A 25,783-nucleotide genomic window follows, 5' to 3' on the forward strand; every position below is an offset into this window, starting at 1 on the left:
ACGGCAGCTTTTTTCTTATTTGATAAACATCATATAATAACCAATTGACGACACCGCTTGGGCAGTATTGACTTTGCCTTCTTTGATCCATTCAATCACTTGATCCAACGGTACTAACTCACTGTTCACGAATTCGTCTTTATCAAAATGACGTTGCACCCGTTCTTCCGGGTTGAATTTGATGAGCATTAGATCGGCAAACTGATCCATGAAGCCTTCTGATGAAGTAATCCGGGTCATCTTGATGACCGATGTCGCAACGTAGCCGGTTTCTTCCCTCAGTTCACGGACAGCTGCCTGTTCGCTGGTTTCCCCAGGATTAACAATTCCGGCAGGTAACGAAACCGAATCACCGTTCACACCGGCGCGGTATTCACTGCTCATGACAACCTGTCCATCGGGCGACAAAGCTAAAATGGTGATTGTCGGATCGGTTTTAATCAAGTCGCGCTCAATCTTTAAACCATCCGGAGTTTGAATGTGCAGTTGATCAACCGAGAAGACACGGCCCTTATAAACGTTTTTGTCATCGAGAATTTTTCCTGACTGATGCCATGTTTTGAACATTTTGTGATCTCCTTTATAGTCTGATGAAAAAAGTGTTTGACAGCTGATTAATTGACCATGATACAATTTTAATGCTGCTGGCAACTTTATATAGACCAGGGGCGGTGAACTGACATATACCTATTACTGACAGCTGTGGTGGCTGTCGCTGGTAATTTGTTTACCCATGGCATACTTAGTTATTGGAAATGGTTATTGAATCTAATGATGAATGAGCCTATCGGGAAACACTCTTATCGGCCGTCTGGTAGACATACGAGGCGAAAATAGACGATGGAGCTCTGATATGACGAATCAGAGCTTCATTTTTTGTGTATTAAAAAAGCCGCAACTCCGCGGCTTAAGTGTACCCGATTGACGAGGTCGGGTGTGAAAAGATATACACCTATTACAAGGTTCATTTTACCATATTTTGCCTACTCATCAAGTCCAAACTGTTCTTAGCTAGTCACTTTAATGCCAACAATACTAACCAACAGTAAGATCACAAATCCCCAGGTAATGGGAGAGATCTTGTCGCCGAATAAAATGATGCCAGCGATGACGGTTCCAACGGCACCAATTCCCGTCCAAACCGGGTAGGCGATACTCAGCGGTAGTGTTTTCGTGGCGTGTGCCAACAGGAAGAAACTGATTAGCATGCCTACAATGGTGACGATTGAAGGGGTTAGGTTGGTAAATCCATGACTGTATTTCATCGCGGTTGCCCAGACAACCTCAAAGATCCCTGCAATAACCAAATATACCCAATTCATAAAAAATCCTCCTAAAGAAAAAGGGTACCCCTCACAATTCCTTCTATGACCTAACGGAATTGTAAAAAGTACCAAAAGTTGCTGCCCGGTGGCAGTCGAATATGAAGTTGATATTAGTGTAGCACATTTGGATTTGAAAGTGAATTCTCGGGTCACATTAGATGACCGAATGATGTTCACGACGATACTCGCTAATATTGCCGTCGTTCATGATAATCACTAAAATTCATGTTTTAACTTATAGTCTGTTGGGACAAGAATCAAGTATAGTGAAGATTAATTTTTTAACTTCTGATTCACCGCAGCTACTTCTTTTCGAGCCGCAATCATACTTGTGAAATACATAATTGTGTATAAGATGATCCATATAATTGTGAAACTGACGAATGAACCAAAGTTAAATGAAAACCATCCAGCTAAGAATGCGAGTGGAAGACAAATGAAGTAAGTCAGTGAAAAATGAATGACCGTCATTTTGACAATACTCCAGTCTGTATCAGTGAAGATCAAAGAACTTACTGCAGAAACAACGCCGATCAACCCCCAAAGGACTGCTGAGGTAACAGTTGCTGTCAGCGTTCCATGAAATCTAGAAACAAATTCCATTGAAGATGGATAATATGTTGTTGAGCCGCTTGCATATGAAAGTATCAGTGAAATCATGAAACCGATAAATACACCGCCAACAATCCCAATAACAGCGTTATTTATGACTTTCTTTATCATATTAATCGCTCCTTTACCTGTTTCAAGTATCTTCTCGATGAACTGGTTTGTGTCCCGTTTTTGAAATAAATAAGGATAATCCCTGACTTTGAGAGTTGAAATTCAGATACAAAGTTCAAATTAATAATCTCGTTATTTGAAATACGGACAAAGTTACGAGGCAGATTATCAGCCAGTTCATAGAGCCGATTATTGACTGTAAAAGTTGCTTGGTCGACCGTCGATACATATACCTTTTTCTGATTTGCATAAAATGAAACACAAATATCAAGGGGCACATATTGGTTACGGTCACCTTTCTTACCAACAATCCGTGCAACTTCCTGTCCTTTGATGAATGAAATAATTTTATCGATCTGGGAGTCTTTGTTTCTTACTCCGAGTTCGACTGTATTAGGGCTTAACCCTTGAATAATTTTTACCATAACCTCCATTACCCTCACCTCTTATGTTAATCATATAGTTTGATGCATCAGATTAGTATCTATTTTGGACAGGTGGCAGTTATAAGCGATAGATGGCACAAAAAATGGATGACATCAGCCATCCACCGGTTCAACTATTGAAAACTATTTCTGCAGTACCCGTACTCGATACACCGCGTCAATTTTCCCAAGCCGGTCAACCAACTTGTGTTCTTCCTCGTTCTTGAGATCGTCTAAATCGACAATGGTGTAGGCAACGCCATCTCGGGCTGCGTTGCTCATTCCTTCAATGTTAATGTCCGCATCTGCCAGCAAAGTGGCAATTTGACCAACCATGTTGGGGATGTTCTTATGAATCAGTGTGAGGCGATAAGGGGTGTTAAACGGCACCTGGAGATTTGGTAAATTAACCGAGTTTTGAATATTTCCGGTTTCCAAATAGGTCATGATGGTGTTGGCCCCTTGAGTAGCTCCATTGGCTTCAGCTTCAAGGGTTGAGCCGCCAATATGAGGGGTCACAACAACGTCTTCGCGATTCAATAAAATATTTTCACCGAAATCAGTATAGTAGGTTTTGATTTTTCGAGCATCTAAATAGTCGACAGCGGCTTCGTTATCAACGATCCCGTCACGAGAATAATTGAACAACTTGACGCCGTCTTTCATGATTTCCATCTGTTCGGGTCCGATCAGGCCGGTGGTTTCTTCGTTCTTTGGCACGTGCACAGTCACGTAATCCGCTTGTTGAAGGGCTTCTCCAAGTGTATTGGCACGAGTGATGGTGGTCGAAATATGCCATGCGGCATCGGCTGATAAGTAAGGATCGTAACCAATGACTTTCATACCAAGGGCGCTGGCAGCATTGGCAACCAGTGAACCGACGTGACCGACACCGATCACAGCCAAAGTCCGGCCGGTTAATTCAGTTCCTTTGAACTTGGTTTTGTCCTTTTCAGTCCGAAGCGAAATATCGGCTCCACTGTTATGGGCAGCGTAATCAGCAGCAGCAAACAGATTTCGTGATGATGATACCAGTAAGGCGATGATCAATTCCTTCACAGCATTGGCGTTACTTCCCGGTGTGTTGAAGACAGCCGTTCCGTTTTTGGTTGCCTGGTCCAACGGGATGTTGTTAAAGCCGGCGCCGGCTCTCGCAATGACCTTTAAGCTTTTAGGAAATTTTTGGTCATGAAGATTAACCGAGCGAATCAGATAAGCATCGGCATCATCCGTTTTGTTGATTTGGTAGTTATCAGTGAACCGGTCTAAGCCGGCTTGGGCGATGGCGTTATATGTTTTTACTTGATACATGTGAATTCCCCCTATTGTTGTTTTTCAAAGTTGTGTAAGCAGTCAACCAACGCTTGGACGCCCTCAAGTGGCATGGCGTTGTACAGACTAGCCCGGAGACCACCGACGCTTCGGTGACCTTTTAGGTTCATCAATCCGGCATCGGCAGTGGCTTTGATCGCTTGTTTGTCGAGATCGTCATCCCCGGTGGTAAATGGAATGTTTGTGAGTGAACGGTCTGATCGTTTGATATGGTTGGCAAATAATTTTGAGTCATCCAGGAAATCATAGAGCAGGGATGCCTTTTGTTTGTTCAACTTTTCAATTCCGGCAATTCCACCTTGTTCTTTCAGCCATTTCAATACGAGACCCGTCGCATAGATATTGAAGACTGGTGGCGTATTGAACATGGAATTTTTCTTAACAAACAGACTATAGTTGAGGATGCTTGGGATGTGCTCAACCGGCTTAATCAAATCGTCTCGGACAATCACAAGCGTGACGCCAGCTGGGCCAAGGTTCTTTTGAACACCACCGAAGATCAGGCCAAAGTCTTTGACGTTGTATTCTTCAGCCATGAAGTTGGAAGATAAATCGCCAACCAGGGTGACATCACCATGTTCAGGAATCGTGTGGTAGGCGGTTCCTTCAATGGTATTATTAGTTGTGATGTGGAGATAATCATAATCACTTGCGGAGATTGGTTTATCATAATGGGGTAATTCTTGGTAATGCTGATCCTTGGTGGAAGCCAGAACGTCAACCTGATACTCGAGGTTGGCAGCTTCGTCGCCGGCTCGAGAAGCCCAGTGGCCACTGTCCAACAGCGCAATCTTTTTGTGATTAGTTGCCAGGTTCATTGGAACGGCTGCAAATTGACCGGTACCACCGCCTTGGAAGAACAGGACTTGGTAGTTGTCCGGAACGTGCATCAAATCCCGAACATCCTGTTCAGCGGTATTGATGATGTTGTCGAACAGTTCAGAGCGGTGGGAGATCTCCATGATGGACATTCCACTACCGTTAACCGAAGGGAGTTCGTCTTGAATCTGTTTGATTACTGGATCAGGAAGAGTTGCGGGCCCAGCCGCAAAATTATAGATAGTCATTACCAAATCTCCTTTGTATAAGTTAAAAGCCTGAGCAAAAACGACATAAAAAGCTCCCACAGATAGACTGTGAGAGCTTCAAACTTGCGTTATTAGCGGTCTCACAGTGATGAAGAAGTTCATCTATGCAAGGCCTTTTGTGAATTCATGCGTCTCAAAAGATGGCCCACACAGATGTGACTGTAGACCAGGAGGATGATGTCATTGTTCTATTGGCAGCAAAATTGATGTTCATGTGAACAACCTCCATTTCTTATAATTAAAATCTAACAGAATCCACAGATAAAAGCAACCACAAGATTGAATATTTTTACACGGTGATGTTTGCAAGTGCATAAATAACATGGTAAATTCAATGGATAACAGATAACGACTGGGAGGCAACAAGATGACGGAATTCTACTTTGTGCGGCATGGACAGACCGCTGCAAATGCGGCTGGGTTGAAGCAGGGAACAATCAATTCTGAAATAACCTATTTATCGGAAACCGGAAAGAAACAGGCGGAAAGTTTGCAGAAAGGTTTCGATATCTCGTTTGCGGATCAGATTATTGCAAGCCCACTACAGCGGACAAAAGACACCGCGGCCATCTTAAACCAGAGCGCAAACTTACCGGTAACTTATGACAAACGCCTTCTCGAAATCTCGTATGGAAAATGGGATGGTCAAAAAAATGCCGATTTAATGGACCAATACCCTGATTTATTTGATCACACCCTGAATGATGTCTTCCCAAGTTATGCGGATGTAGCCGATGGGGAGCCCTTTAACCAGGTAATTGGGCGAGTTGACGCATTCATGACAGACGTCTCAGAGAAGTATCCCGATCAAAGTATCATTTTAGTTACCCATGGCTTTACCATCAAAGCGGCCGTCTTGGCAGCAATTGGGCGTCCAGAGGATATGATGGTTGTCGAGGAGCCTGACAACACCAGTGTGACTAGAATTACCAAAAATGTGTCAACTGACTCGTACTACCTGAGGTATTATAATCGGGTTGTTAATTCTCATTTTTAACAAATGTTTGACAAATGATTTCTAATCATTTATATTGATTTCATCAAGTAACGAAAGAGGAGGAAGCCATTCATGCAAATGTCAGCTGCTAAATTTATGTGCTGTTCAATGTGTCAAGCTCAGGTTAGCGCTGATCGTGGCTTCTTTGGTAATACATTCAATTTTGAGGGAAAACTCTAGTCGTAGGGGGCTTTCTCCATCCTGAATGTCCAAAGTGCCATCGCTTCAGTGTTTAACACTGTGCGATGGCACTTTTTTATTTGCAAAATTATCTCTTTCATTCAAAAATTCTTAAAGGTGGCGGTTGTGGTGTGTAGTCTGATGTTGATTGATGTGAAAATACTTAATTAATTCTTTGGAGGAATCATTCATGCGAAAATTCAGATCATTTTTATTGTTAGCCTTAGCGGCCGTTCTTGTGGTTACTTTGGCAGCCTGCGGAAAGTCATCAACCAAGTCCAACAGTCAAAAACAAACTTTAAATCTTAGCACAACGGCACCACTTGATACAATTGATATTTCAAAAAGCACTGGTTACGGCCAGTCAGGTAATGTGTTTGAAAGCTTTTACCGTCTGGGTAAAGATGGCAAACCAACACCAGGTCTTGCCAAGAGCGGCAAAGTTTCCAAGGATGGCAAGACTTGGACATTTAAGTTACGGAATGCTAAATGGAGCAACGGTGACAAGATTACCGCCCAAGATTTTGTTTATTCATGGCGCCGGACTTTAAAGCCAAGCACCAAATCCACTTACGCATACTTGTTTAGTGGGATTAAGAATGCAGATAAAGTTAATGCCGGCAAGCTTTCACCAGATAAGATCGGTATCAAGGCTGTAAATGACAAGACTGTTCAGATCCAACTTGAAAAGCCGATTGCCTACTTCAAAGTCTTAATGGCCTACCCATTGTTTGGACCACAGAATCAAAAAATTGTTGATAAATACGGTAAGAAGTATGGTACCAACTCCAAATACATGGTGTACTCCGGACCGTTTAAGATTCAAAACTGGAACGGAACCGGTAACAAGTGGCAATTTGTGAAGAACAATCAGTATTGGGACAAAGGCGTCGTTAAGCTGAACAAGATCAACTACACGGTGGTTGCCAGCCCATCGACCGGTCTTGAACTCTATCAACAAGGCAAGCTGGATTTGACTCCACTTTCCAATGAACAGGTTAAACATTACAAGGGTGACAAAGAATTCAAACAATATCCATACTCAGTTGTTGGCTATATCAAATTTAACTTCAAAGATGCCAATCAGGCTAAACGAAAAGCCATGAGCAATAAGGACATCCGACTAGCTATTTCATTAGCAATCAACCGTCAGCAATTGACCAAGAAAGTCCTCGGGGATGGTTCGGATACACCGACCGGTTTCGTGGCCTCGGGACTTGCGAACAACCCAAAGACCGGTGAGGATTTTGCCAAGGAACAATCAGTTCCAAATACTGTTGACTACAACGTTAAGCTAGCCAAACAGCATTGGCAAAAGGGACTCAAAGCACTGGGTACCAAGAATGTGACTTTAACGATTACGGCAGGTAACGATGATCCAACCAGTAACCCGATTACCCAGTATATGAAGGCTGAACTCCAGAAAGATTTGCCTGGATTTAAGCTCAATATTCGAAACGTTCCCGGTCAAGTGGCCAACCAGGAAGTCTTGAAGGGTGATTTTGACCTTTCACTTTCCGGCTGGGGTGCCGACTTTAACGACCCGATCTCATTCTTGCAGATTCCGGAAACCGGCACACCTTATAATAGCGGCAAGTACAGTAACGCTGCTTATGATAAGCTGATTAAGCGGGCACAGAATCAGGATGCCAACAACGCTGACAAACGTTGGAACGACCTGGTTCAAGCAGCTAAATTATTTAATGCTGATCAAGGAATGACACCACTTTATCAACAAGTGACTTCATACCTTCAAAAGCCGGCTGTAAAGGGAATTATTCATAATACCGCTGGGACTCAATGGAACTACAAATATGCCTATATGAAATAAGTTTTTAGAATCCAAAAAGATCCCCACAGTCGAGATGATTGTGAGGATCTTTGTGTATTTGGTTAACCTGATTATCACAAAATGAGAGTATTATGACAAATTGTTGGCCAGTCATGATAAAATCATTTCAACAAATACTTTTGAGGTGATAATAGATGACAAGAAAAATTGGTGTAATCGGAATGGGCCACGTGGGCTCAACGGCGGCCCATTATATTGTTGCGAACGGCTTTGCGGACGACTTGGTATTGATTGATATTAACGAAGACAAAGTCAATGCTGACGCAATTGATTTTGAAGACGCAATGTCGAACCTGCCGGTGCACACAAATATTACGGTTAATGATTATTCAGCATTGAAAGATGCCGATGTCATTATTTCCGCATTAGGTAACATCAAGCTTCAGGATAATCCAAATGACGATCGGTTCGCGGAATTGCCGTTTACCAGTAAGGCAGTTAAATCGGTTGCTCAAAAAATTAAGGATTCCGGCTTTAATGGTGTCATTGTGGCAATCACCAATCCTGTTGACGTCATCACGTCCATTTATCAACAAATTACTGGACTTCCCAAAAAACATGTTATCGGGACTGGAACGTTACTTGATTCATCCCGTATGAAACGCGCCGTTGCCAAAAAATTAAACTTGGACCCTCGTTCGGTTACCGGCTTTAACTTAGGTGAACATGGAAACTCTCAATTCACTGCGTGGTCAACTGTCTGCGTATTGAGCCGGCCAATCACTGAGGTGGCTGAAGAACGCGGACTTGATTTAAATGCGTTGGACAAAACTGCCCGAGAAGGTGGCTTCAATGTGTTCCATGGTAAGAAATATACCAACTATGGTGTGGCCACCGCAGCGGTTCGCCTTGCCAATACGGTGATGAGTGATGCCCATACCGAACTGGCAGTCTCTAATTACCGTGAGGAACTTGGGACTTACCTGTCATATCCCGCAGTGGTCGGCCGTGACGGGATCATCGAACAGGTTGAATTACGATTAACTGATGAAGAAAAGAAAAAGCTGCAGATTTCTGCAGACTACATTAAGACAAAGTTCAAGGAATCAATGGAAGGATAAGGACTTCGATCAGATCGGACACAAATTATAAGGGGTTGGCGGCAAGTTTTTGCGCCAACTCTTTTTGTATGGTCATCGCAGCTCCCAAAGTAACTGGTTGTTTGAGTAGTTTTAGAACACAGCTGCACAGACTTTCTTTTCACGATTTAGGGACAAAAAAATAGCCACCAACATCGAAATGCCAGTGGCTAAAATCAAATTATCAAACTCGAATTGTTAATATACTTATATTGTAACGCCAAAAATAATATCTGTCAACGTTGCCACCAAAATAAATTCCAGTTTGACACGGTGGCACGTTCAGCTTAAAATTGAGCCAATAAATGACGATTGGAGCAATAAATTTTGCCAAGTTACGATGAAGTATTTAGTTCAAATGGTTATCAATCTCCAGAATATCGAAGCTTTAATTATTCCTATCAGAAAAAAATGACCGAAGAATTTTCCCGTCGGCGGATTGACTATCCGGCAAAAAAGCTACAGTTTGGCATTGAAACTATCAAGATCACAAGTACCATGAGTCAGCAGCAATATCTCAAACTTCAGAGCTTTGTGGAATCATTTCCAAAGAAGCAGAGAAGCGGCAAAGATCCGGTTACCGGGAAGGATGACTATCAAAGTATTATTTTATATGACAATTACAGGTTATTTGATTCCACACAGTATGTCGTTCGGAGTCCGCTTGGATTTGGCTACACCGTCAGTAAGTTCTTTACCATCACCAGTGAACGACTGGCAGGCAATCCGAATCATGATGTGCTGGTAACACTGTCTATTGAACCTAACCGATTTTTAAATGTTCCTGAAGAACCGTTGATCAATTTAATCATCGAGAAAGTCTTGCCACTAATGGTGTCACCACAAATCTCTCAAATGGCGTTCGTTCTTGACATGCCTTTGATTATGAACAATTTCCATGTTCAGATGGCAGGAGAAGCGGGCACGAAACAGCAGGTCATTCAGACATTGAACTCACACCAGGAATATGAGTTGAATCGAATTGAATATGAAGATCCAAAGGCAACCAGGAAGCTCACGGTATATGATAAATTCCAGTCGTTGCTGGACAACCAGCTGGTCGTGACCGACACCAATTATATATCCGCTCGTGAAGCTGAATATTATCGTGACCAGGCAGGAGAAAAACAGTTTCTTACCCGGATTGGATTGACGGTATCGTCACCAAATGCCGTCATGCGCTACATGAAAAATCACGAGTGGCTGATGCGGGATATTTCAATTGAGTATCGTGATAATAGCGGCATTGACCGGTTTCCCAAAACCGAGTACGCAACGAATGGAAAGGACTTCCGACGGTCATTCAACCGCATGCTGACCTATCGACTGAAAGTCGTGCAGCAGCGGGCCAGACAGCTGCCTTATTTAACTGAGGATATTTGGCGGAATACATTAAACTAAATTTGGACAAATCTCATTAAATTAAAATTCACTGTTGAACTAACATCTCAATGTGTTATGCTTTCATCATTAAAAAATTTTGAGGTGATTTAATGACAAGAAAAATTGGTGTTATTGGAATGGGTAGTGTGGGCTCAACAGTTGCTCACTACATAGTGTCCGGTGGATTTGCGGATGATTTGGTCCTGATTGATGTAAATGAGAAAAAGGTTAAAGCCGATGCATTGGACTTTGAAGATGCCATGGCCAACCTGCCGACACATACTAACATCGCCGTGAATGATTACAGTGAATTAGCAGATGCCGATATCGTGATTTCAGCAATTGGTAAGCTGCAGTTACAACGCGATAATCCAAGCAACGACCGCTTTATTGAGTACCCATTTACCCAAAAAGCAGCCGCATCAGTTGCTGGCAAGATCAAGGATTCAGGCTTCAATGGGATCTTAATCGTGATCACCAACCCGGTTGACGCGATCACGTCAATTTATCAGGCTGTCACCGGTTTACCCAAGAAACACGTCATCGGTACCGGAACCTTGCTTGATTCATCAAGAATGAAGCGGGCTGTGGCAAAGAAATTAAATATCGACCCTCGTTCCGTCTCCGGCTACAATCTGGGTGAACATGGGAATTCCCAATTCACTGCATGGTCAACGGTTCGGGTTCTTGGCAAACCGATCACTGAATTGGCTGACAAAGAAGGACTTGACCTGGATAAAATTGATGAAGATGCCCGGATGGGTGGCTTCGTCGTCTTCCGGGGCAAGGGCTATACCAACTATGCAATCGCCAGTGCTGCTGTACGACTGGCAGACGTCATCTTAAACGATGCCAAAACTGAACTGCCGGTTTCCAACTACCGTGAAGAACTTGGTTCATATCTGTCATATCCGGCAATTGTCGGCCGCGATGGCATTGTTCAACAACTACAGCTTGATTTAACCGATGAAGAACTGGTAAAGCTTCAAAATTGTGCCAAAATAATTACTGAAAAATTTGAAGAATCAAAAGCAAAAGATTTTGCGACTGAATAATCTTTTATCCATTGAAATAGGCTTTCCCCAAACAGTTTGGGAAAAGCCTTTTTTCGGTCCTAAAAATGGGAACATTGTATAATTGCTCTATATGGTTAAGGGGGAATTACAGTATGAACAAAACAAGAGTTGAAGCCTTCACTGATGCCGTGTTGGCGATCATTTTAACCATCATGATACTGGAATTTAAAACACCGGAATCCTTTGAGCTGAGTGCTATTTTGGATCAGATTCCGTACCTGATTTCGTACGCAATTGGGTACTTATTTATCGGGGTGGCATGGTACAACCATCACTATATGTTTTCCCAAACTCGCTGGATTACTCAAAACGTTTACTGGGCGAACAACATTTGGATGTTCACGACATCATTTATTCCTGTCGCGACCGCTTGGGTTGGCCGGGGATTGAACGAGCAGGGTCCGGAAATCTTTTATTTTATCGTCTTTTTACTTTGGTCGGTTGCCTATTTTTATTTATCCAACCGTCTGATCCGGGCAAACGAAAAAGACCACCAACCAAAAGCGGCAGAAGCCATTCGGTCGATGGTGATTTATCGGTATATGAGCAATTGGAAATTGGTTAGCATTCAAGTTATTGTCTCGGTTTTAGTGCTGAAATTCATGCCGGCTCTCCAAATGGTGATCGTGACCTTAATGATTATTTTTATTGGAGCGCGATTTAATGCGGATAGCGACAAACTTTTTCATTAATGATAAATAAGCGTATAAATCCAGTAGCCCAAGAATCCGACGCACATGCTAAGCGAACCGAAGATCATAATCTGAACGGCGCAGACAAAAGTTTTGGTTTTAATCTGTTCATGATTAAAGATCAATGACTGTTTGATGATCAACGGAACCGCCAGCAGGATTGAGAATAGTGCCAGTGGGTAGACGCCGATATACATGGCGTAAAATACCAACAAAACCGCCAAGACATTGGCGGAATTAAACATCAACAGGGAATTCTTGATACCAATGTAGTGGACAATCGTCCAGCGATGGTTCACTTCATCTTCTTGGGCGTCACAGATGTTGTTAGCCAGCATGATGTTGGCAATCCAGAAGAATAGCGGAGCTGACGCCAACAAAATTTGTCCCAAAAGGGATGCTTTCCAGACAAACATCTGGAATGAGTTGACGTATACTGAAATCAGGGTAATCATCACACCCATGGCAAACCCCGAGGCGACTTCACCATATGGGGTGCTTGAGATTGGGTGTGGACCTGATGAGTACATAATGCCAATTGCGAAACAAATCAGTCCCATCCAAAGTAACGGCAAGCCAACTTGGAAGACCAGGTAAATGCCGATGAGAGCTGACGGCACGACCATGACGACGATCATCGTCCGAATGAGATTCAATGAAATGTGTTTGACACCGATAATGTTGGTGCCGGATTTCCACTCTTCCTCATTGGAATGCATGTAATCGTTGTAATTATCCAATGTATCAACGGTCATGTTGAATAAAATCATTGCGATAAAAAATAGCGTGGCATACAGTCCGTTGACTGATCCAAGCAGGTACCAGCTGAAAAATAACCCTGTGAAAAACGGGAAGATACTGGCTGCCTTGGCTCGGAGTTCGACTAGCTGTGAAAAAGTTGATAAACTCATCTTGACCTCCAAAAATTCAATCATTTAAAAAACACTTACTATTATAACAAAGGAGCAGGAAAATGAGCCTGACAAACAACACCCCGGAAACAAAAGTTGAATCATTGTTTGATAAAATTGCCGATAACTATGACAGTATGAACTCACTTATCAGTCTGGGTAATCATAAACATTGGCGCAAACTGGTTATGCGACAGCTAAACGTTCAGCCCGGCACGTTCGCGATTGACGTATGCTGCGGGACCGGTGACTGGACGATTGCCCTTGCCAAAGCAGTTGGTCCATCCGGACAGGTGGTCGGCTTGGATTTCAGTGAAGAAATGCTGAAGATTGCCCAAAAGAAGATTATTGCCGCCGGACTGCAGGATCGGGTCACTCTGGTCAAGGGGGATGCCATGGACTTGCCTTATGACGATGACAAGTTTGACCTGGCAACGATTGGGTTTGGCTTGCGAAATGTGCCAGACGCTGATCAAGTACTTCATGAGATGACCCGGGTGATCCATAATCGCGGTCAGGTTGCTTGTCTGGAAACCTCCAAGCCGACAAATCCGATTGTCAAGCTGGGTTGGAAAGCCTATTTCAATCTGGTGCCAATTATGGCAAAGCTCACCGTGAATAAATATCAGGAATATTCTTATCTGCAGCGAACGACAGCTGAGTTTGTTTCGGCAGCTAAATTAGTTGAGATGTTTCAAGATGCCGGTCTTACTGATGTCAGTTACCGTCAGTTCACATTTGGCGCGGCGGCATTTCATCTTGGTACCAAGCGATCATAAATTTTCCCTTGATTCACAAGATTAATAACGTTATCATGTGTTTAACATATTCTAAGGAGATTTTAATTATGCAAAATAATTCAAACATCCAAATGAATAGTTGTCGATATTACTTTTGGTTTTTCCGAGTGTGATCTGTGGATAAGCCAAGAGCATTTCGTAATGCAGATTAAAGGCCGCACAGATCACTGAGTTGACTGTGCGGGATTATACCAATGGTGGGTCCTCACAGTCATTCCGTTGACTTTGAGGACCCTATTTTTAGGAGGAGAACATAATGAGCAGATTATCGGAAAAGATGAACAAACGGGTGGCCGCATTAACCCCCGCAGCAATTTTAACCTTCAACGCAACGGTTTCGGCGATTCCAGACATCGTGAAGTTAACTTTGGGTGAGCCTGATTTCAATACCCCAGAACACGTTAAGCAGGCCGCTATTAAAGCAATTGAGGATAATGAAAGTCATTATACCAACTCACGGGGAACTGAAGGCTTGCGTCAAGCGGCCGCTCATTTCTTGAACACGAAGTACGGCCTGAACTATGACCCCGACAAGCAGGTCATCATGACTGAAGGGGCAACCGGCGCCATTTACGCTGCCTTAACGGCGATGATCAACCCCGGTGACACGGTTATCGTGCCAACCCCAATCTTCCCCTTATACGTGCCGATTTTGATGCTGGCAGGTGCCAAGCCAGTCTTCGTTGATACCTCAGACAATGGCTTTGTTCTCTCGCCTGAAAAATTATCCGCAGCGATTGAAGCCAACAAGGACACAGTTAAGGCCGTCATCCTGAACTTCCCGAACAACCCAACCGGCGTTACATACCACAAGGAAGATCTGCAGAAGCTGGCTGACGTCATTTCAAAGCATGACATTATTTGTTTGAGCGATGAAATTTACAGCGAATTAACATACGACGGCACCCATGTTTCCATGGGCTCAATTCTACCTGAACAAACCCTCGTTATGAATGGGGTTTCCAAATCACACGCGATGACTGGCTGGAGAGTTGGAATGATTTGTGGCCCTGAAGATATTATCAATGAAGTTGCCAAGGTTAGTGAATTTACCATAACCTCACTGACAACCAATGCCCAAGCTGCTGCTGAAGAAGCCTTCAAGAACGGCATGGACGATGCCTTACCAATGAAGAAGGAATATATGAAACGCCGTGACTTATTGGTTGCTGGTTTGGAAAAAGCCGGCTTCAGCTGTCCTAATCCTAATGGTGCCTTCTATGTATTTGCCAAGATTCCTGACGGCTTGAACCAAAATAGTGAGGCATTTTGTTACGATTTGGCTAAAGAAGCCAAAGTTGCCCTGATTCCAGGATCTTACTTCCTGCCAGGTGGTGAAGGCTACGTCCGGATCAGTTACGCTGCCAGTGAAGGAACCATTCAAGAAGCAGTCACCCGCATTCAAAAATACGTGGATAAGCAATCCGTTAAATAATCAATTAAATGAAGGAGCTTGAATTATTTTGAAAATTTTAATGTACAACGTCCGACCAGATGAACAAAAGCCTTTAGATGCCTGGGTTAAGCAAAACGGTGTCCAAGTTGACACCAATTCGGTGCCATTGAATGCTGAAACCGTCGATCTTGCCAAAGGTTACGACGGCATCGTTATTCAGCAGCATGGTCCGATTTCCGACCCATCGATTTATGAAAAGCTGCATTCATTTGGTATCAAGCAGCTTACCTTGCGGATCACTGGGTTTGAAATTGTTGACTTGGATCAAGCTAAGAAAAATGATTTGATTGTTACCAATGTGCCAGCCTATTCACCACGTTCAGTGAGCGAATTGGTGTTAGCTGATGTCATGGGCTTGCTCAGGCACATTGGTGAAGTTGGCGAACGCGAAAAGCATGGGGATTTCAGCTGGAAGGGTGTTGAAGCCCGTGAAATTCATACGTTGACTGTTGGAATTATCGGTGCCGGCAAAATTGGTAGCGCCGTTGCCCGGATTTTCAGAGCACTGGGTGCCACAGTCATTGCTGCCGACCCAATTCATCGACCAGAGCTCAACGATACATTGACCTACGTTGATCACGACACGGTTTTCAAAACGGCGGATATCGTCACAATGCACACCCCGTTGACGGATGAAACCAACCAGATGATCAACGCGGACATTTTCAAAAAGATGAAGTCGTCCGCAATCTTCATCAATTGTTCACGTGGACAGGTTGTCGACACGGGCGCATTAGTCGCAGCCCTTGAAAATAAGGAAATTTCTGCGGCTGCTATTGATACATTTGAAGGGGAAAATACGATTGTCGGTCAGGACTTGACCGGCAAGCAGATTGATAACGACAACTTGAAAAGGTTACTCGCAATGCCAAATGTCAACGTGACACCACACATTGGTTTCTACACAGAAGTCGCTGTTCAAAACATGGTTGAAATTGCATTGAACGATGTTGTCACCATCTTGAATGGTCAAAAGAGTCCCCACGAAGTAGGAGAATAATATGAATATGATATCGGAACCATCAACGCGACTGAGCGGCCGTGACCTCATAATGAACACACTAAACGGCTTGTCGGTTGGGATCATTGTTGCTTTGGTCCCCGGCGCCCTGCTTAATCAATTATTAAAGGCCTTGCTTCCGGTATTTCCACAGGCTGCTTTCCTCCTGACATTAACTGGAATGGCAGCTGTGCTAATGGCACCCATTAGTGCTGTTTGTGTTGGCATGATGGCCGGCTTTTCGCCGATTCAAACGTCATCTTTGGCACTGGCAGCGATTGCCGGTGCCGGCAACTTTCAGCTGAAGGGTGCCGGCTATGCCGTGGCGGGCAGTGGTGATGTGATTAATATTGCGATCACAATCATGATCGGCTATTTGATTATTGCACTGCTGGGTCAAGCATTAAAAGCGTACACGATTCTATTAATTCCACTGCTGGTGTTGATTATCGCCGGTGGAATTGGCGTTATCACCTTGAAACCCGTTGGAACAGTGACCCAATTAATTGGTTTGGGGGTTGAACAATTGACTCAACTCCAGCCGGTTGTGATGGGGATCCTGATTGGAATGGTCTTCTCGATTCTAATCGTTTCACCAATTTCCTCGGTTGGAATTGCGGCGGCCATCGGGATCAACGGGGTTGCTGCCGGATCGGCCAACTTGGGGATTGTTGCTGCCAGTTTTGCTTTAGCGGTCTACGGCTGGAAAGTCAATTCGGTCGGCACCTCATTAGCTCATTTTCTTGGATCGCCAAAAATGCAGATGGCCAATATTTTGTCCCGCCCCAAACTCATTGTCCCAGTCGCAATAAACGCTGGAATTATGGGCGGTATCGGTGCACTATTCGGTGTTTCCGGAACACCGATGTCTGCCGGCTTTGGATTCGCCGGTCTAATTGGGCCGATTGCGGCAGTTAATGGATACGGGAATGCCAGTCTGTTGAATATCGGATTAGTTGTCCTTCTGTTCTTTGTGATTCCCGTTGCACTTGGATATGTAAGCAATTACTTATTTAACGCCAAGTTGAATTATTTTGATTCGGAAGACTTTGAGTTGAACTATTAATGGGGGCCAGGAAGTTGGGAACGGAATTTGCTGTTCTTATCTTGATCATTTTTATCGGTGCCGCGATTTACTATCGTTTCGGCAGTAAAAAGCCATCGGCAATTGTTGGTTACCGGACACCCCAAAGTCGCAGCACGCCTGAGAAGTGGCGTGCTTCACAAAATTGGTTTTATCTTTGGGGAATTATCTGCCAGGCGGTTGTCGTGACCGTTAATTTGGTCATGCATTTATCAATTTTAGTTAATGCGATTATTTTAGTGGTTTATTTGCTGGTTATTAGTTTCTTTATTGAAAGTAATTTGAGAAAAATGGATCATTAGAAACGTAAAAATCCCACCGTGATTGGTGGGATTTTTTTGTGGTTTTACTTGGTTTTGAATATTTGTTTGAGGTTTTCTTTTATATAGTGGAAACGTGTTTCGACGCAACTGACACTGCGATCTAAGCCACTTTGATTCAAATCCAAATGCGGGATTTAAATCAAAGCGACCTTAGCTCTCCGTGTCAAAACGTTGCTCGTCACACTCTGCTTAGATTTGCCCCCACGCATCGGCCGCAATCGTTGGGAATAATGTTACTATTCGTTCCAATTGGGCCGGGTCGAACTTGAATACGATTGCCGGTAACAATGCGTTGATCGCATCTTCCGCCTGGTCGCTGATTTCGGTTGCTCCTACCAAGTGATTCTGTTTGTCGTAGACTAATGTGTTGTCGCCAATATCTTCTTTGGTAACTTGACGATACCAGTCGTCCGGTAAGTGGTTTTCTTTAGTTGTGAAGCCGTCTTTCTTAGCTTCTTCCACAGATACACCTACTTTGGCAATTCTTGGTGAGGTGAAGACAACTGATGGAATTTCCGGATAGTCAATAGCGTCAGTTGTATCACCTGCAAATGTGTGCATCAGGTAGGTTGACTCGAAGATTGCCGTTGGTGTGAGCTTTGGCTGATCCTTGTCAATCACGTCACCTGAAGCGTAGATGTTATCCACGTTAGTTTGAAGATGATCGTTGACCTTGATGCCCTTTTCACTGTAGTCGACACCAACTTTGTCCAAGCCGATATCATCAACGTTTGGTACTCGGCCGGTGGCATCCAAAATCCAGTTGGTCTTTACTTGGCCGCCATCGTAATTGACGATGAAGTCACTGCCATCTTTTTCAAAACTGGAAACTTTGGCATTATTGATAAATTCAACCCCACGGGATTTCAAGTCAGCAACGATTTGATCGACGTATGGTTGGTAGAACTTCCGCAATACTTTCTCGCCGTGAGTAATCACTGTGACCTTGGCACCAGCGGCGTTGGCAATTGTTGCGAACTCCATGCTGATGTAGCCGGCCCCAATAATTGTGATGTTGGCAGGTAAGTCGGTTAAATTCATGAAGTCAGCACTGTCATGAGCTAATTCAGTGCCCGGAATATCCACGCGATGTGGATGTTGACCAGTTGAAATGACAATGTTTTCTGCAGTTTTAGGTTCATCGCCAACCAACACCGTATGGTCATCTTGGAAAGTTCCGTGGCCTTTGATGATGTCAATGTTAACCGACTTCATCAAACCACCGATCATGTCAGGTAAGCCTTCAATGACTTCCTGTTTGTGCTTTTCATTTTCAGTCCAGTTAATTGAAAGGTCGCCGTTAACGATCCCTTGCAGTTTTTCGGTTAATCGAGTTAATTTAACCGGTGCATCCAAAGCTATCTTGGCATTACAGCCACGGTTGGGACAGGTGCCGCCAATTAAGCCGGATTCAATTACCCCGACTTTTTTGCCGCGGGCAGCTAATGGAATTGCGCCATCAAAGGTGCCGTGGCCACTACCGATATATAAAACGTCATAATCATAATTTGCCATAAAATAAACCTCCCATAAGTTTGCACAGAAACCGATTACATCTTGATCTACTAAAAGCGTACCTTGTAAACAGATTGCACGCAATCAATTGGCTTGAAAATATATCTGGAAAGTCAGATGTCTATGTACGGGATGGGGTAAAATCGCTATACTTAATGAAAAGACAAGAGGAGCTGATCGGATGCGCAGAAAAGATCGGGAAGTAGTCGACATCAATGAAATCAAACAAATTTTAAAGGATTCGCATGTGATCCATAGCGGCTTTCGGACGGATGATTATCCATATGTAGTTCCCACCAACTTTGGTTATGAATTTGACGATGATAACCGGTTGACCTTATATATTCACGGCGCTCCGGTCGGCACCAAGCGGGAATTGATCAAAAAAGACGGTCGGATGGGCTTTGAAATAGATGATGGCGGTCGCCTGATGGTTCCGAAAGATCCAAAGAAAAATACTCCCAGCTTTGCCTATCGCAGTGTGATGGGTTACGGGGATGCCGAGTTGGTGGATGATCCAGAAACGAAGAAGCACGCTCTTCAAGTGGTCCTCGCACATGAAACCGGTCAGAAGTTGAGCGAATTTGAAGTTTCGGAGAAGACAATCGAATATGTGGGCATCATCAAGATTACTGTGAAGTCATTTACTGCTAAGGCTCACGGCGGTGATGATCCCGAGTTTAACTAACAAAAAGCATTGGCCGTTTGAGGTCAATGCTTTATTTTTGTTTGTTATCATGTTTTTGAGCTTCACGTTTCCAAAACCAGCCGGGAATTGAAATCAGGATGCCCATGATAAAAGGAATTAAGCTGTAAATTAAAGCGCCAGTTGAATGATCACCACTCCACCACACGAAGTAGCAGAGGGCAAGAACTGAAACGATGAATGTACCCAGCGGAATTGTGATTGTTAGGTACTGAATCATGCGGTCACGGAGTTGCTGCATTGTCATTGGAAACATCTCCCTTGTGTCTAAAAATTAGCACTTTTTACGTTGGAAAGGTTACAAAACGCGGATTAAATATTTTTTACGAGTCACAATATAGTGAACGAGTACCGAAAACAGAAGAACTATCACACAACAGCCTACAAATCCCATAAATGTAAAATCACCATTAATTTTGATTGGTGAAAATGATACATTTTCATGGAATAACTGTGCGTAAATCAGAAGCGCATTGTGTTTGAAATCGAATGTTCCTAATATCGGCATGCCGGCAAAATACCCACTTATAGCAACGCCAACCACCCAAGGATTTCGTACCAATAATGTGAGATAATAACTGACTACCAGTGGTAACATGGTTAGGACAAACATTGCCAAAAATTGAATTGGCGCCAACGGTAGGTAGGATTTCCCGTCAGCAAGATATTGAATGAATGATAATTTATCGGGGATGTGGATAAAATTATTGAATCCCAACTGAAAGACAAAAGAAGATAAACAGACAAAGATTAAACTAATTAACGTAATGATGCTCAAACTTATTAGTTTTGAGAGAATCACGCTTTGGACGTTGTTCATTGACAGCTTGATTTTTAACTGATGATTTTTCAAATCTCGATAAGCAAAGCAGACTGTATAAACCACCATAGTCGCGGGAAAGATAATAAACATTGCTGAACTCAAAATGTGATCAACACTATTTCGAGGAGCCATCTCCATCAAATCTTGCTTCACTTTGATCCGTGCCGTCTTGAAATCAGTTTCAATACTTGAGTTATTTTCACCGTCAGGCGTGGATGAGCCACTACTCAAAGTTGGATCACCCCTGGCAATTGATTCTTTATAGGCTTGTTGGGTTTGAATTAAATCATTTGAATCGTTTTTGTACGCAGAATATTGGGCCCATGATGTGAAAAAGCAAAGGGCCATGAGTACGAATAGTACAAAATAGAAAATTTCGGATTGAATTTGTTGTGAGATTTCCCTTTTAGTTAAATGTGTCAGATTTCTCAAACGTTGAGTTACCACCTTTATTGCCACATAATTATGATTTTGTAATCGACAAAACAACCACGTATGAAATGGCGAGGATCACTAGAAGCTTCCATTTTGGCTTGATTGTTGAAATTAAAGAGTGCCACCAGCGACTGATAAAATGGTCAAACTGCTGGTATTTCAAATTATCAACTGTTTGGACATTGATAACAGATAATTCATAGATAATGCCGATAAATGCGATTGTCAGTACCGCAGACACTGCGGTTATCAGAAGCGTCCCATGGAAAATGTTGAAGATTAGTTGAAGAAAATACAAATCAAAGGTCGAGATAAAAAAAGGCGTTGGGATAACATATAGCCACCGAATTGGGATGATAGATGTTGCCAAATACACCAACAGGATTTTTAGAGTTGTGAATATACTAGTGCTGATGGTTTCCAAGGACATTGTGTTGAGAACCGTTGCATGAACGTTCAGCAAGCCTTTTTCGTAGGAAAGAACGATCAGAAGCATGATAAATAGAAACCAACCAGTCCAAAATTTTATTGGCCAGTGTGAAGATGAAATTTTTTTACCATAAGAACGATCACCTCATTGTCAGTTTGTGTCATCATCAGATTTTGAATATGAATAAAATGTTATTTCAACCTTAAGCGTATAGGATTATTTCCACAACCACTTAACCCATAAGTTCAGACATCCTTCACAGAACGGTCACAAAATCTTCACAATCTTCATAAAAAATTCACTAATTGACGGATGGCGTATACATTCGCCAGCTTTCGTTCTATCATAATGGTAACGGTTCCAGAACTAGTCGTATGAAAGAAGGTTCATCTATGTTCTTTATTGATACATCAAGAAATGGCAAGCCTGTCTATGATCCGATTGTGAATCAGTCGTTGGATAATTATCTTGTAAATGATTTGAAGCTCCCCGGCCACGGGTTGATTATGTATGTCAACCAACCGGCAGTCATTGTCGGCGTTAACCAGAATGCCTATGCCGAAGTCAACATGCCTTATTTGAAGGAAAAAGGCATTAAGCTGGTTCGACGGACTTCCGGTGGTGGGGCGGTCTACCACGATTATGGCAATATTATTTTTGAAAATATTGTGATTAATGATGATGAGCACTTTGGTGATTTTAAATACTTTGCCCAACCAATCATTGATGCCCTGCATGACATGGGGGCAACCGATGCCGAGATGCGCGGTCGAAACGATATGGTGATTGGCAATCAGAAGTTTTCAGGGATGACGATGTTTAAGGTCGGCAAGTCATATGCGGCCGGCGGAACGTTGATGTTTGATTTGGCAATGGATGTCGCCACCAAGGTTCTGACTCCCGAAAAGGACAAGTTGGAATCCAAAGGGGTTAAATCTGTTGAAAGCCGAGTTACCAACGTTAAGCCATTCTTGAAACCAGAATTCCAGAACTTGGATATTGAGGGCTTTAAGAAGGCTTTGTTGCTGCGGTTGTTCAACGCCAAATCATTGGATGACATCGAAACCTATCATTTGAATGATCACGACTGGTCAATCATTGATGAGCGTTTGAAGGGCAAGTATGATACCGACGAGTGGAACTACGGAAAGAATCCTGGTTTTGACTACTATGTATCCAAGCATTATGACATCGGAACGGTCAGTTTTAACTATTCATTGAGTGGCAATACAATCTCTGATATTAAGATTTACGGTGACTTTATCACTGGTGGTGATATTTCAGTGATTGAAAAAGCTTTGAATGGGGTTGAACTTACCAAGGATGCTTTGGTCGCTGCATTAAATAAAGTTGATATTAAAGGCAATCTTGGGGACATTTCGGCTGATGAGTTGGCGGACTTGTTGTTGGAGAAGACCAAGATTAGTTAGAATTATTTGGCAAAGAATCTATCACTTTTTACAAAAAATTCAATCAATCATCTAAGAACTACCATTAACAACAAATAACGGGCTTTCCACTAAGTATTTTACAAACTTAGCAGAGAGCCCGTTATTATTATTTATTACTGATATTACGAAAAAACCATTTCAACAATGTGTTGATTAAAAGAAAAAGTGGATAGCCAATTAATAGAAATATGACCAAGTTGACCAGCTGGGTTGGAATGGGCGTGGAATTCTGAATTTTAATAAAAGTTTGCATCAAGTACTGCGCCGATACATACCCAATAACGATTGAGAAGGCCATAATCAGCCTTTCCTTTTTATTCATGAATGTCACCTTCTCCGCAAATCCTATTAACAATTAACTAGAGGCCAATTTCTCTTTCAAATTCTCTTTTTGTCGTTTTCTGGGCGGTTTGCTTAGCTTCTTCAGCCAATTTTGGAATGGCAGATGAAATGCTTTTCTTGGATTGCTTGAATTGTTTTACTAATTCAACACCTTTGTACCCTTGATTAATCAAATCGGTGAGAATATCTGCATCAAAATCCCAAAAGTCGTCCTTATCTGCAAACTTATAGAAAATTCCAGTTGGCGTCAGAATTGGTTCAAAAGACACACCAGAACTGATATTGAACGATTTTGGAACAGTTACGGTAATGTCGTCACCTGATCTTTTAGTTTTAATATTTTTCATGTTACCACCTCATTAAGAGCTCACTTAACTACGCATCCTCATCATATCATGAATTTGTTTGAATACAGTTCAACCCCATATAAAAGGGCAAGCTAATCCGTTGACCTTACCTGCTCATTCGTGGAATAATATACCGTCATAAGTAATTCGACAAGTTACCGGGGGTGAGCATATGAAGCAGGCACCAAGCCAAGACAACGATGAGATTCAGGCCGGCGTGACGATGATGGGGATGTTCAAATTTGTGTTCGGAACGGTTCTTAAGCGGCCGTGGATCCTGATCGTGAACGTTGTTGTCCTGACCATTCTATCGTTGATGGACTTTTTACTGCCACAATTTAATCAATATATCATTGACCACGTTATTCCAAATAAGAGTACTGCTCAGTTGGCAATTGTCGTGGGATTGCTGCTGCTGACCGTCACAATTTCTGGGATCTTCACATACGTTTCCACCTATTACATGGGGGTGATGAGCCAAGGGGCCATTACTAATCTGAGAAATCAGCTCTATCAATATCTGATCAGACTGGATACGCATTTCTTTGAATCCAGTAAAACCGGAGATTTGATGGTCCGGCTGACTTCTGACATTAATAATCTGCAGAACCTGATCTCACCAAACATGCTGTCGTTGATCGGCAGTATCTTCACGTTTGTCGGGGTTCTGGGGTTTGTATTCTTTGTTAACTGGGAAATGGCTTTGGCAGTTAGCTTGACGTTCCCACTGATTTTCTTAGCTGTCCGGATTTTTAGAACCCGGATTCGGGAATCGTATCGAAAGGCTCGGCAGTCACAGGCACTGATGACCAATCAGCTGCAAAATACACTGACTCAAATCCAGTTGATCAAGAGTTACACGACCGAAGACTTGGAGTCACATCGTTTTGACAAACTAGCTAACATGAACAAAGACAACATTATTGAAGCAACCCGCAACCAGGCAATCTTCTCGCCATTGGTTACTTTCATTGAGTATTTGGGAACAGCAATCGTGCTTTTTTTGGGAACATTATTTGTGTTCAAAAATCAGCTGACAGTCGGGCAGCTAGTTGCCTACTTGAGTTATGTCGGCATCCTGCAAAGTCCAATCAGTGCCTTCTCGAGACTGTTAAATCAGTTCCAGCAATCGTTGGTTTCTTATGGCCGAATTGTCAGCATTATGGGCTTGAAGCCGGAAATTGTTGACGAGAAGGACGCCGTTTCGTTCCCACAGATCAAGTCCGGGGTAAAGTTCGATCATGTGACTTTCTCATATGCGTCGGACGAACCGCAGTCACCACACAAAGCAGCCATTCAAGATGTTAGTTTTGACATTCCATTCGGTAAGCAGACAGCATTGGTGGGCCATTCCGGTGCCGGCAAATCGACCATTACTGATTTATTGGATCGATTGTACGACGTTAACAGCGGTCAGATTTACTTTGATGGCATTCCAATTAAGCACATCAGATTGAAGTCGCTGCGGCAAAATATCGCCATCGTTTCTCAAGATATCTTCATTATTGACGGAACCATTGCCGATAATATCCGCTATGGAACGCCGGGTGCCACCGAAGACCAGTTATGGAAAGTTGCCAAGTTGGCGGACATTGATGATTTCATCAAGGGCCTGCCTAATCAACTGAAAACCCAGGTTGGTGAACGAGGAATTCGGTTATCCGGTGGCCAAAAGCAGCGGATTGCGATTGCCAGAGCTTTGCTGAAGGACGCCCAGATTGTCGTTCTCGATGAAGCGACTGCCTCGTTGGATAATGAATCCGAAAAGACGATCCAGCATGCTTTGGAAAACTTGATGGAACAAAGGACGTCACTGGTGATCGCTCACAGGTTGTCGACTATTCATAATGCCGATCAGATTCTGGTCGTCGATGATGGCAAGATTGTCGAGCGGGGGACTCATGATGAATTGATGAATGAAGATGGGTATTATAAGCAGCTTTATGAAGCTCAATTTGAATAGATGATGTAAAAATTGCAGCAATGAATGTCAAACTCATTGCTGTTT

At 43.0% G+C, this 25,783-nt stretch carries 26 protein-coding genes; 14 read left to right on the forward strand and 12 right to left on the reverse strand.

The annotated features are described in order from the left end of the window. Positions 1–15: 15 nt before the first annotated feature. The 6 genes from FD17_RS07640 to serC form a co-directional block, all read right to left on the reverse strand. On the reverse strand, positions 16–567 hold the full coding sequence (locus tag FD17_RS07640; protein WP_057825250.1) for an NUDIX hydrolase: 552 nt from the start codon (positions 565–567) through the stop codon (positions 16–18). Between the two features lie 440 nt (positions 568–1,007). Then, entirely contained in the window at positions 1,008–1,322 is a 315-nt protein-coding gene (locus FD17_RS07645) for a DMT family transporter (RefSeq protein ID WP_057825252.1), read from the reverse strand. 276 nt (positions 1,323–1,598) lie between these two features. After that, positions 1,599–2,048, reverse strand: a complete 450-nt coding sequence (locus tag FD17_RS07650) for a DUF3021 domain-containing protein (RefSeq protein WP_057825254.1) — start codon at positions 2,046–2,048, stop codon at positions 1,599–1,601. Further along, entirely contained in the window at positions 2,045–2,473 is a 429-nt protein-coding gene (locus FD17_RS07655; protein ID WP_235803193.1) for a LytTR family DNA-binding domain-containing protein, read from the reverse strand. The genes FD17_RS07650 and FD17_RS07655 overlap by 4 nt, the downstream gene beginning before the upstream one ends. Before the next feature lie 144 nt (positions 2,474–2,617). Continuing rightward, complete coding sequence (locus tag FD17_RS07660; RefSeq protein WP_057825258.1) at positions 2,618–3,784, reverse strand: phosphoglycerate dehydrogenase; 1,167 nt, start codon at positions 3,782–3,784, stop codon at positions 2,618–2,620. A gap of 11 nt (positions 3,785–3,795) precedes the next feature. Then, a complete protein-coding gene (serC, locus tag FD17_RS07665; protein WP_057825260.1) occupies positions 3,796–4,872 on the reverse strand; it encodes a 3-phosphoserine/phosphohydroxythreonine transaminase in 1,077 nt (358 codons plus the stop codon). A gap of 388 nt (positions 4,873–5,260) precedes the next feature. Here serC and FD17_RS07670 point away from each other — a divergent pair, with 388 nt between their 5' ends. From FD17_RS07670 to FD17_RS07695, 6 genes are all read left to right on the forward strand, one after another. Then, positions 5,261–5,890 carry a histidine phosphatase family protein gene (locus FD17_RS07670; RefSeq protein ID WP_057825262.1) on the forward strand — a complete coding sequence of 210 codons (630 nt, stop codon included), beginning with the start codon at positions 5,261–5,263 and terminating at the stop codon, positions 5,888–5,890. A gap of 370 nt (positions 5,891–6,260) precedes the next feature. Then, a complete protein-coding gene (locus tag FD17_RS07675; RefSeq protein WP_057825264.1) occupies positions 6,261–7,901 on the forward strand; it encodes a peptide ABC transporter substrate-binding protein in 1,641 nt (546 codons plus the stop codon). 155 nt (positions 7,902–8,056) lie between these two features. Further along, the gene (locus FD17_RS07680) at positions 8,057–8,983 is read left to right on the forward strand and encodes an L-lactate dehydrogenase (RefSeq protein ID WP_057825266.1); all 927 of its coding nucleotides are present in this window, start codon (positions 8,057–8,059) and stop codon (positions 8,981–8,983) included. Positions 8,984–9,328: 345 nt separating this feature from the next. Further along, positions 9,329–10,402 carry a hypothetical protein gene (locus FD17_RS07685; RefSeq protein ID WP_057825268.1) on the forward strand — a complete coding sequence of 358 codons (1,074 nt, stop codon included), beginning with the start codon at positions 9,329–9,331 and terminating at the stop codon, positions 10,400–10,402. A 92-nt stretch (positions 10,403–10,494) separates the two neighbouring features. Next, a complete protein-coding gene (locus tag FD17_RS07690) occupies positions 10,495–11,439 on the forward strand; it encodes an L-lactate dehydrogenase (RefSeq protein ID WP_057825271.1) in 945 nt (314 codons plus the stop codon). Between the two features lie 113 nt (positions 11,440–11,552). Next, complete coding sequence (locus FD17_RS07695) at positions 11,553–12,152, forward strand: TMEM175 family protein (RefSeq protein WP_057825274.1); 600 nt, start codon at positions 11,553–11,555, stop codon at positions 12,150–12,152. Here FD17_RS07695 and FD17_RS07700 read toward each other — a convergent pair. Continuing rightward, positions 12,149–13,063 (reverse strand): 1,4-dihydroxy-2-naphthoate polyprenyltransferase, encoded by a 915-nt coding sequence (locus FD17_RS07700; protein ID WP_057825277.1) that lies wholly within the window; start codon positions 13,061–13,063, stop codon positions 12,149–12,151. The two genes, FD17_RS07695 and FD17_RS07700, sit on opposite strands and share 4 nt — an antisense overlap. 62 nt (positions 13,064–13,125) lie before the next feature. Here FD17_RS07700 and FD17_RS07705 point away from each other — a divergent pair, with 62 nt between their 5' ends. The 5 genes from FD17_RS07705 (at position 13,126) to FD17_RS07725 (ending at position 17,705) form a co-directional block, all read left to right on the forward strand. Further along, on the forward strand, positions 13,126–13,842 hold the full coding sequence (locus FD17_RS07705; protein ID WP_057825279.1) for a demethylmenaquinone methyltransferase: 717 nt from the start codon (positions 13,126–13,128) through the stop codon (positions 13,840–13,842). Positions 13,843–14,119: 277 nt separating this feature from the next. Next, positions 14,120–15,298, forward strand: coding sequence for an aminotransferase class I/II-fold pyridoxal phosphate-dependent enzyme (locus FD17_RS07710; RefSeq protein WP_057825281.1), 1,179 nt, complete (start codon positions 14,120–14,122; stop codon positions 15,296–15,298). A 25-nt stretch (positions 15,299–15,323) separates the two neighbouring features. Then, on the forward strand, positions 15,324–16,319 hold the full coding sequence (locus tag FD17_RS07715) for a D-2-hydroxyacid dehydrogenase (protein ID WP_176744942.1): 996 nt from the start codon (positions 15,324–15,326) through the stop codon (positions 16,317–16,319). A gap of 1 nt (position 16,320) precedes the next feature. Further along, positions 16,321–17,385, forward strand: a complete 1,065-nt coding sequence (locus FD17_RS07720) for a PTS sugar transporter subunit IIC (RefSeq protein WP_057825286.1) — start codon at positions 16,321–16,323, stop codon at positions 17,383–17,385. 14 nt (positions 17,386–17,399) lie between these two features. Continuing rightward, complete coding sequence (locus tag FD17_RS07725) at positions 17,400–17,705, forward strand: SdpI family protein (RefSeq protein ID WP_057825290.1); 306 nt, start codon at positions 17,400–17,402, stop codon at positions 17,703–17,705. Between the two features lie 210 nt (positions 17,706–17,915). On the opposite strand, the gene FD17_RS07730 is transcribed toward FD17_RS07725, so the two are convergent. Next, entirely contained in the window at positions 17,916–19,241 is a 1,326-nt protein-coding gene (locus tag FD17_RS07730; protein ID WP_057825292.1) for a dihydrolipoyl dehydrogenase family protein, read from the reverse strand. Positions 19,242–19,422: 181 nt separating this feature from the next. Here FD17_RS07730 and FD17_RS07735 point away from each other — a divergent pair, with 181 nt between their 5' ends. Continuing rightward, on the forward strand, positions 19,423–19,929 hold the full coding sequence (locus tag FD17_RS07735; RefSeq protein ID WP_057825294.1) for a pyridoxamine 5'-phosphate oxidase family protein: 507 nt from the start codon (positions 19,423–19,425) through the stop codon (positions 19,927–19,929). Positions 19,930–19,960: 31 nt separating this feature from the next. Here FD17_RS07735 and FD17_RS07740 read toward each other — a convergent pair whose 3' ends face one another. The 3 genes from FD17_RS07740 to FD17_RS07750 all read right to left on the reverse strand — a co-directional run bounded on the left by FD17_RS07740 (position 19,961) and on the right by FD17_RS07750 (position 21,701). Further along, positions 19,961–20,194, reverse strand: a complete 234-nt coding sequence (locus FD17_RS07740; protein WP_057825297.1) for a hypothetical protein — start codon at positions 20,192–20,194, stop codon at positions 19,961–19,963. Positions 20,195–20,245: 51 nt separating this feature from the next. Beyond that, on the reverse strand, positions 20,246–21,001 hold the full coding sequence (locus FD17_RS07745; protein WP_235803194.1) for an ABC transporter permease: 756 nt from the start codon (positions 20,999–21,001) through the stop codon (positions 20,246–20,248). A 232-nt stretch (positions 21,002–21,233) separates the two neighbouring features. Next, complete coding sequence (locus tag FD17_RS07750) at positions 21,234–21,701, reverse strand: hypothetical protein (RefSeq protein WP_057825302.1); 468 nt, start codon at positions 21,699–21,701, stop codon at positions 21,234–21,236. Between the two features lie 326 nt (positions 21,702–22,027). On the opposite strand from FD17_RS07750, the gene FD17_RS07755 reads away from it, so the two are divergent. Then, the gene (locus FD17_RS07755; protein ID WP_057825305.1) at positions 22,028–23,065 is read left to right on the forward strand and encodes a lipoate--protein ligase; all 1,038 of its coding nucleotides are present in this window, start codon (positions 22,028–22,030) and stop codon (positions 23,063–23,065) included. A gap of 380 nt (positions 23,066–23,445) precedes the next feature. Here FD17_RS07755 and FD17_RS07765 read toward each other — a convergent pair whose 3' ends face one another. Beyond that, positions 23,446–23,775: a hypothetical protein gene (locus tag FD17_RS07765; RefSeq protein ID WP_057825310.1), complete on the reverse strand. Its 330-nt coding sequence runs from the start codon at positions 23,773–23,775 to the stop codon at positions 23,446–23,448. A 172-nt stretch (positions 23,776–23,947) separates the two neighbouring features. Between FD17_RS07765 and FD17_RS07770 the strand changes: the two genes are divergently transcribed. Continuing rightward, positions 23,948–25,738, forward strand: coding sequence for an ABC transporter ATP-binding protein (locus tag FD17_RS07770; protein ID WP_057825313.1), 1,791 nt, complete (start codon positions 23,948–23,950; stop codon positions 25,736–25,738). Positions 25,739–25,783: the final 45 nt, after the last annotated feature.

The organism is Lentilactobacillus sunkii DSM 19904 (assembly GCF_001435575.1).
Lineage (GTDB): Bacteria > Bacillota > Bacilli > Lactobacillales > Lactobacillaceae > Lentilactobacillus > Lentilactobacillus sunkii.

Coding starts and splice junctions, on each gene's coding strand:
- FD17_RS07640 (WP_057825250.1), bottom strand. CDS start 567: ATGTTCAAAACATGGCATCAGTCAGGAAAAATTCTCGATGACAAAAAC.
- FD17_RS07645 (WP_057825252.1), bottom strand. CDS start 1,322: ATGAATTGGGTATATTTGGTTATTGCAGGGATCTTTGAGGTTGTCTGG.
- FD17_RS07650 (WP_057825254.1), bottom strand. CDS start 2,048: ATGATAAAGAAAGTCATAAATAACGCTGTTATTGGGATTGTTGGCGGT.
- FD17_RS07655 (WP_235803193.1), bottom strand. CDS start 2,473: ATGGTAAAAATTATTCAAGGGTTAAGCCCTAATACAGTCGAACTCGGA.
- FD17_RS07660 (WP_057825258.1), bottom strand. CDS start 3,784: ATGTATCAAGTAAAAACATATAACGCCATCGCCCAAGCCGGCTTAGAC.
- serC (WP_057825260.1), bottom strand. CDS start 4,872: ATGACTATCTATAATTTTGCGGCTGGGCCCGCAACTCTTCCTGATCCA.
- FD17_RS07670 (WP_057825262.1), top strand. CDS start 5,261: ATGACGGAATTCTACTTTGTGCGGCATGGACAGACCGCTGCAAATGCG.
- FD17_RS07675 (WP_057825264.1), top strand. CDS start 6,261: ATGCGAAAATTCAGATCATTTTTATTGTTAGCCTTAGCGGCCGTTCTT.
- FD17_RS07680 (WP_057825266.1), top strand. CDS start 8,057: ATGACAAGAAAAATTGGTGTAATCGGAATGGGCCACGTGGGCTCAACG.
- FD17_RS07690 (WP_057825271.1), top strand. CDS start 10,495: ATGACAAGAAAAATTGGTGTTATTGGAATGGGTAGTGTGGGCTCAACA.
- FD17_RS07695 (WP_057825274.1), top strand. CDS start 11,553: ATGAACAAAACAAGAGTTGAAGCCTTCACTGATGCCGTGTTGGCGATC.
- FD17_RS07700 (WP_057825277.1), bottom strand. CDS start 13,063: ATGAGTTTATCAACTTTTTCACAGCTAGTCGAACTCCGAGCCAAGGCA.
- FD17_RS07705 (WP_057825279.1), top strand. CDS start 13,126: ATGAGCCTGACAAACAACACCCCGGAAACAAAAGTTGAATCATTGTTT.
- FD17_RS07710 (WP_057825281.1), top strand. CDS start 14,120: ATGAGCAGATTATCGGAAAAGATGAACAAACGGGTGGCCGCATTAACC.
- FD17_RS07720 (WP_057825286.1), top strand. CDS start 16,321: ATGAATATGATATCGGAACCATCAACGCGACTGAGCGGCCGTGACCTC.
- FD17_RS07730 (WP_057825292.1), bottom strand. CDS start 19,241: ATGGCAAATTATGATTATGACGTTTTATATATCGGTAGTGGCCACGGC.
- FD17_RS07735 (WP_057825294.1), top strand. CDS start 19,423: ATGCGCAGAAAAGATCGGGAAGTAGTCGACATCAATGAAATCAAACAA.
- FD17_RS07740 (WP_057825297.1), bottom strand. CDS start 20,194: ATGACAATGCAGCAACTCCGTGACCGCATGATTCAGTACCTAACAATC.
- FD17_RS07750 (WP_057825302.1), bottom strand. CDS start 21,701: ATGCTTCTGATCGTTCTTTCCTACGAAAAAGGCTTGCTGAACGTTCAT.
- FD17_RS07755 (WP_057825305.1), top strand. CDS start 22,028: ATGTTCTTTATTGATACATCAAGAAATGGCAAGCCTGTCTATGATCCG.
- FD17_RS07765 (WP_057825310.1), bottom strand. CDS start 23,775: ATGAAAAATATTAAAACTAAAAGATCAGGTGACGACATTACCGTAACT.
- FD17_RS07770 (WP_057825313.1), top strand. CDS start 23,948: ATGAAGCAGGCACCAAGCCAAGACAACGATGAGATTCAGGCCGGCGTG.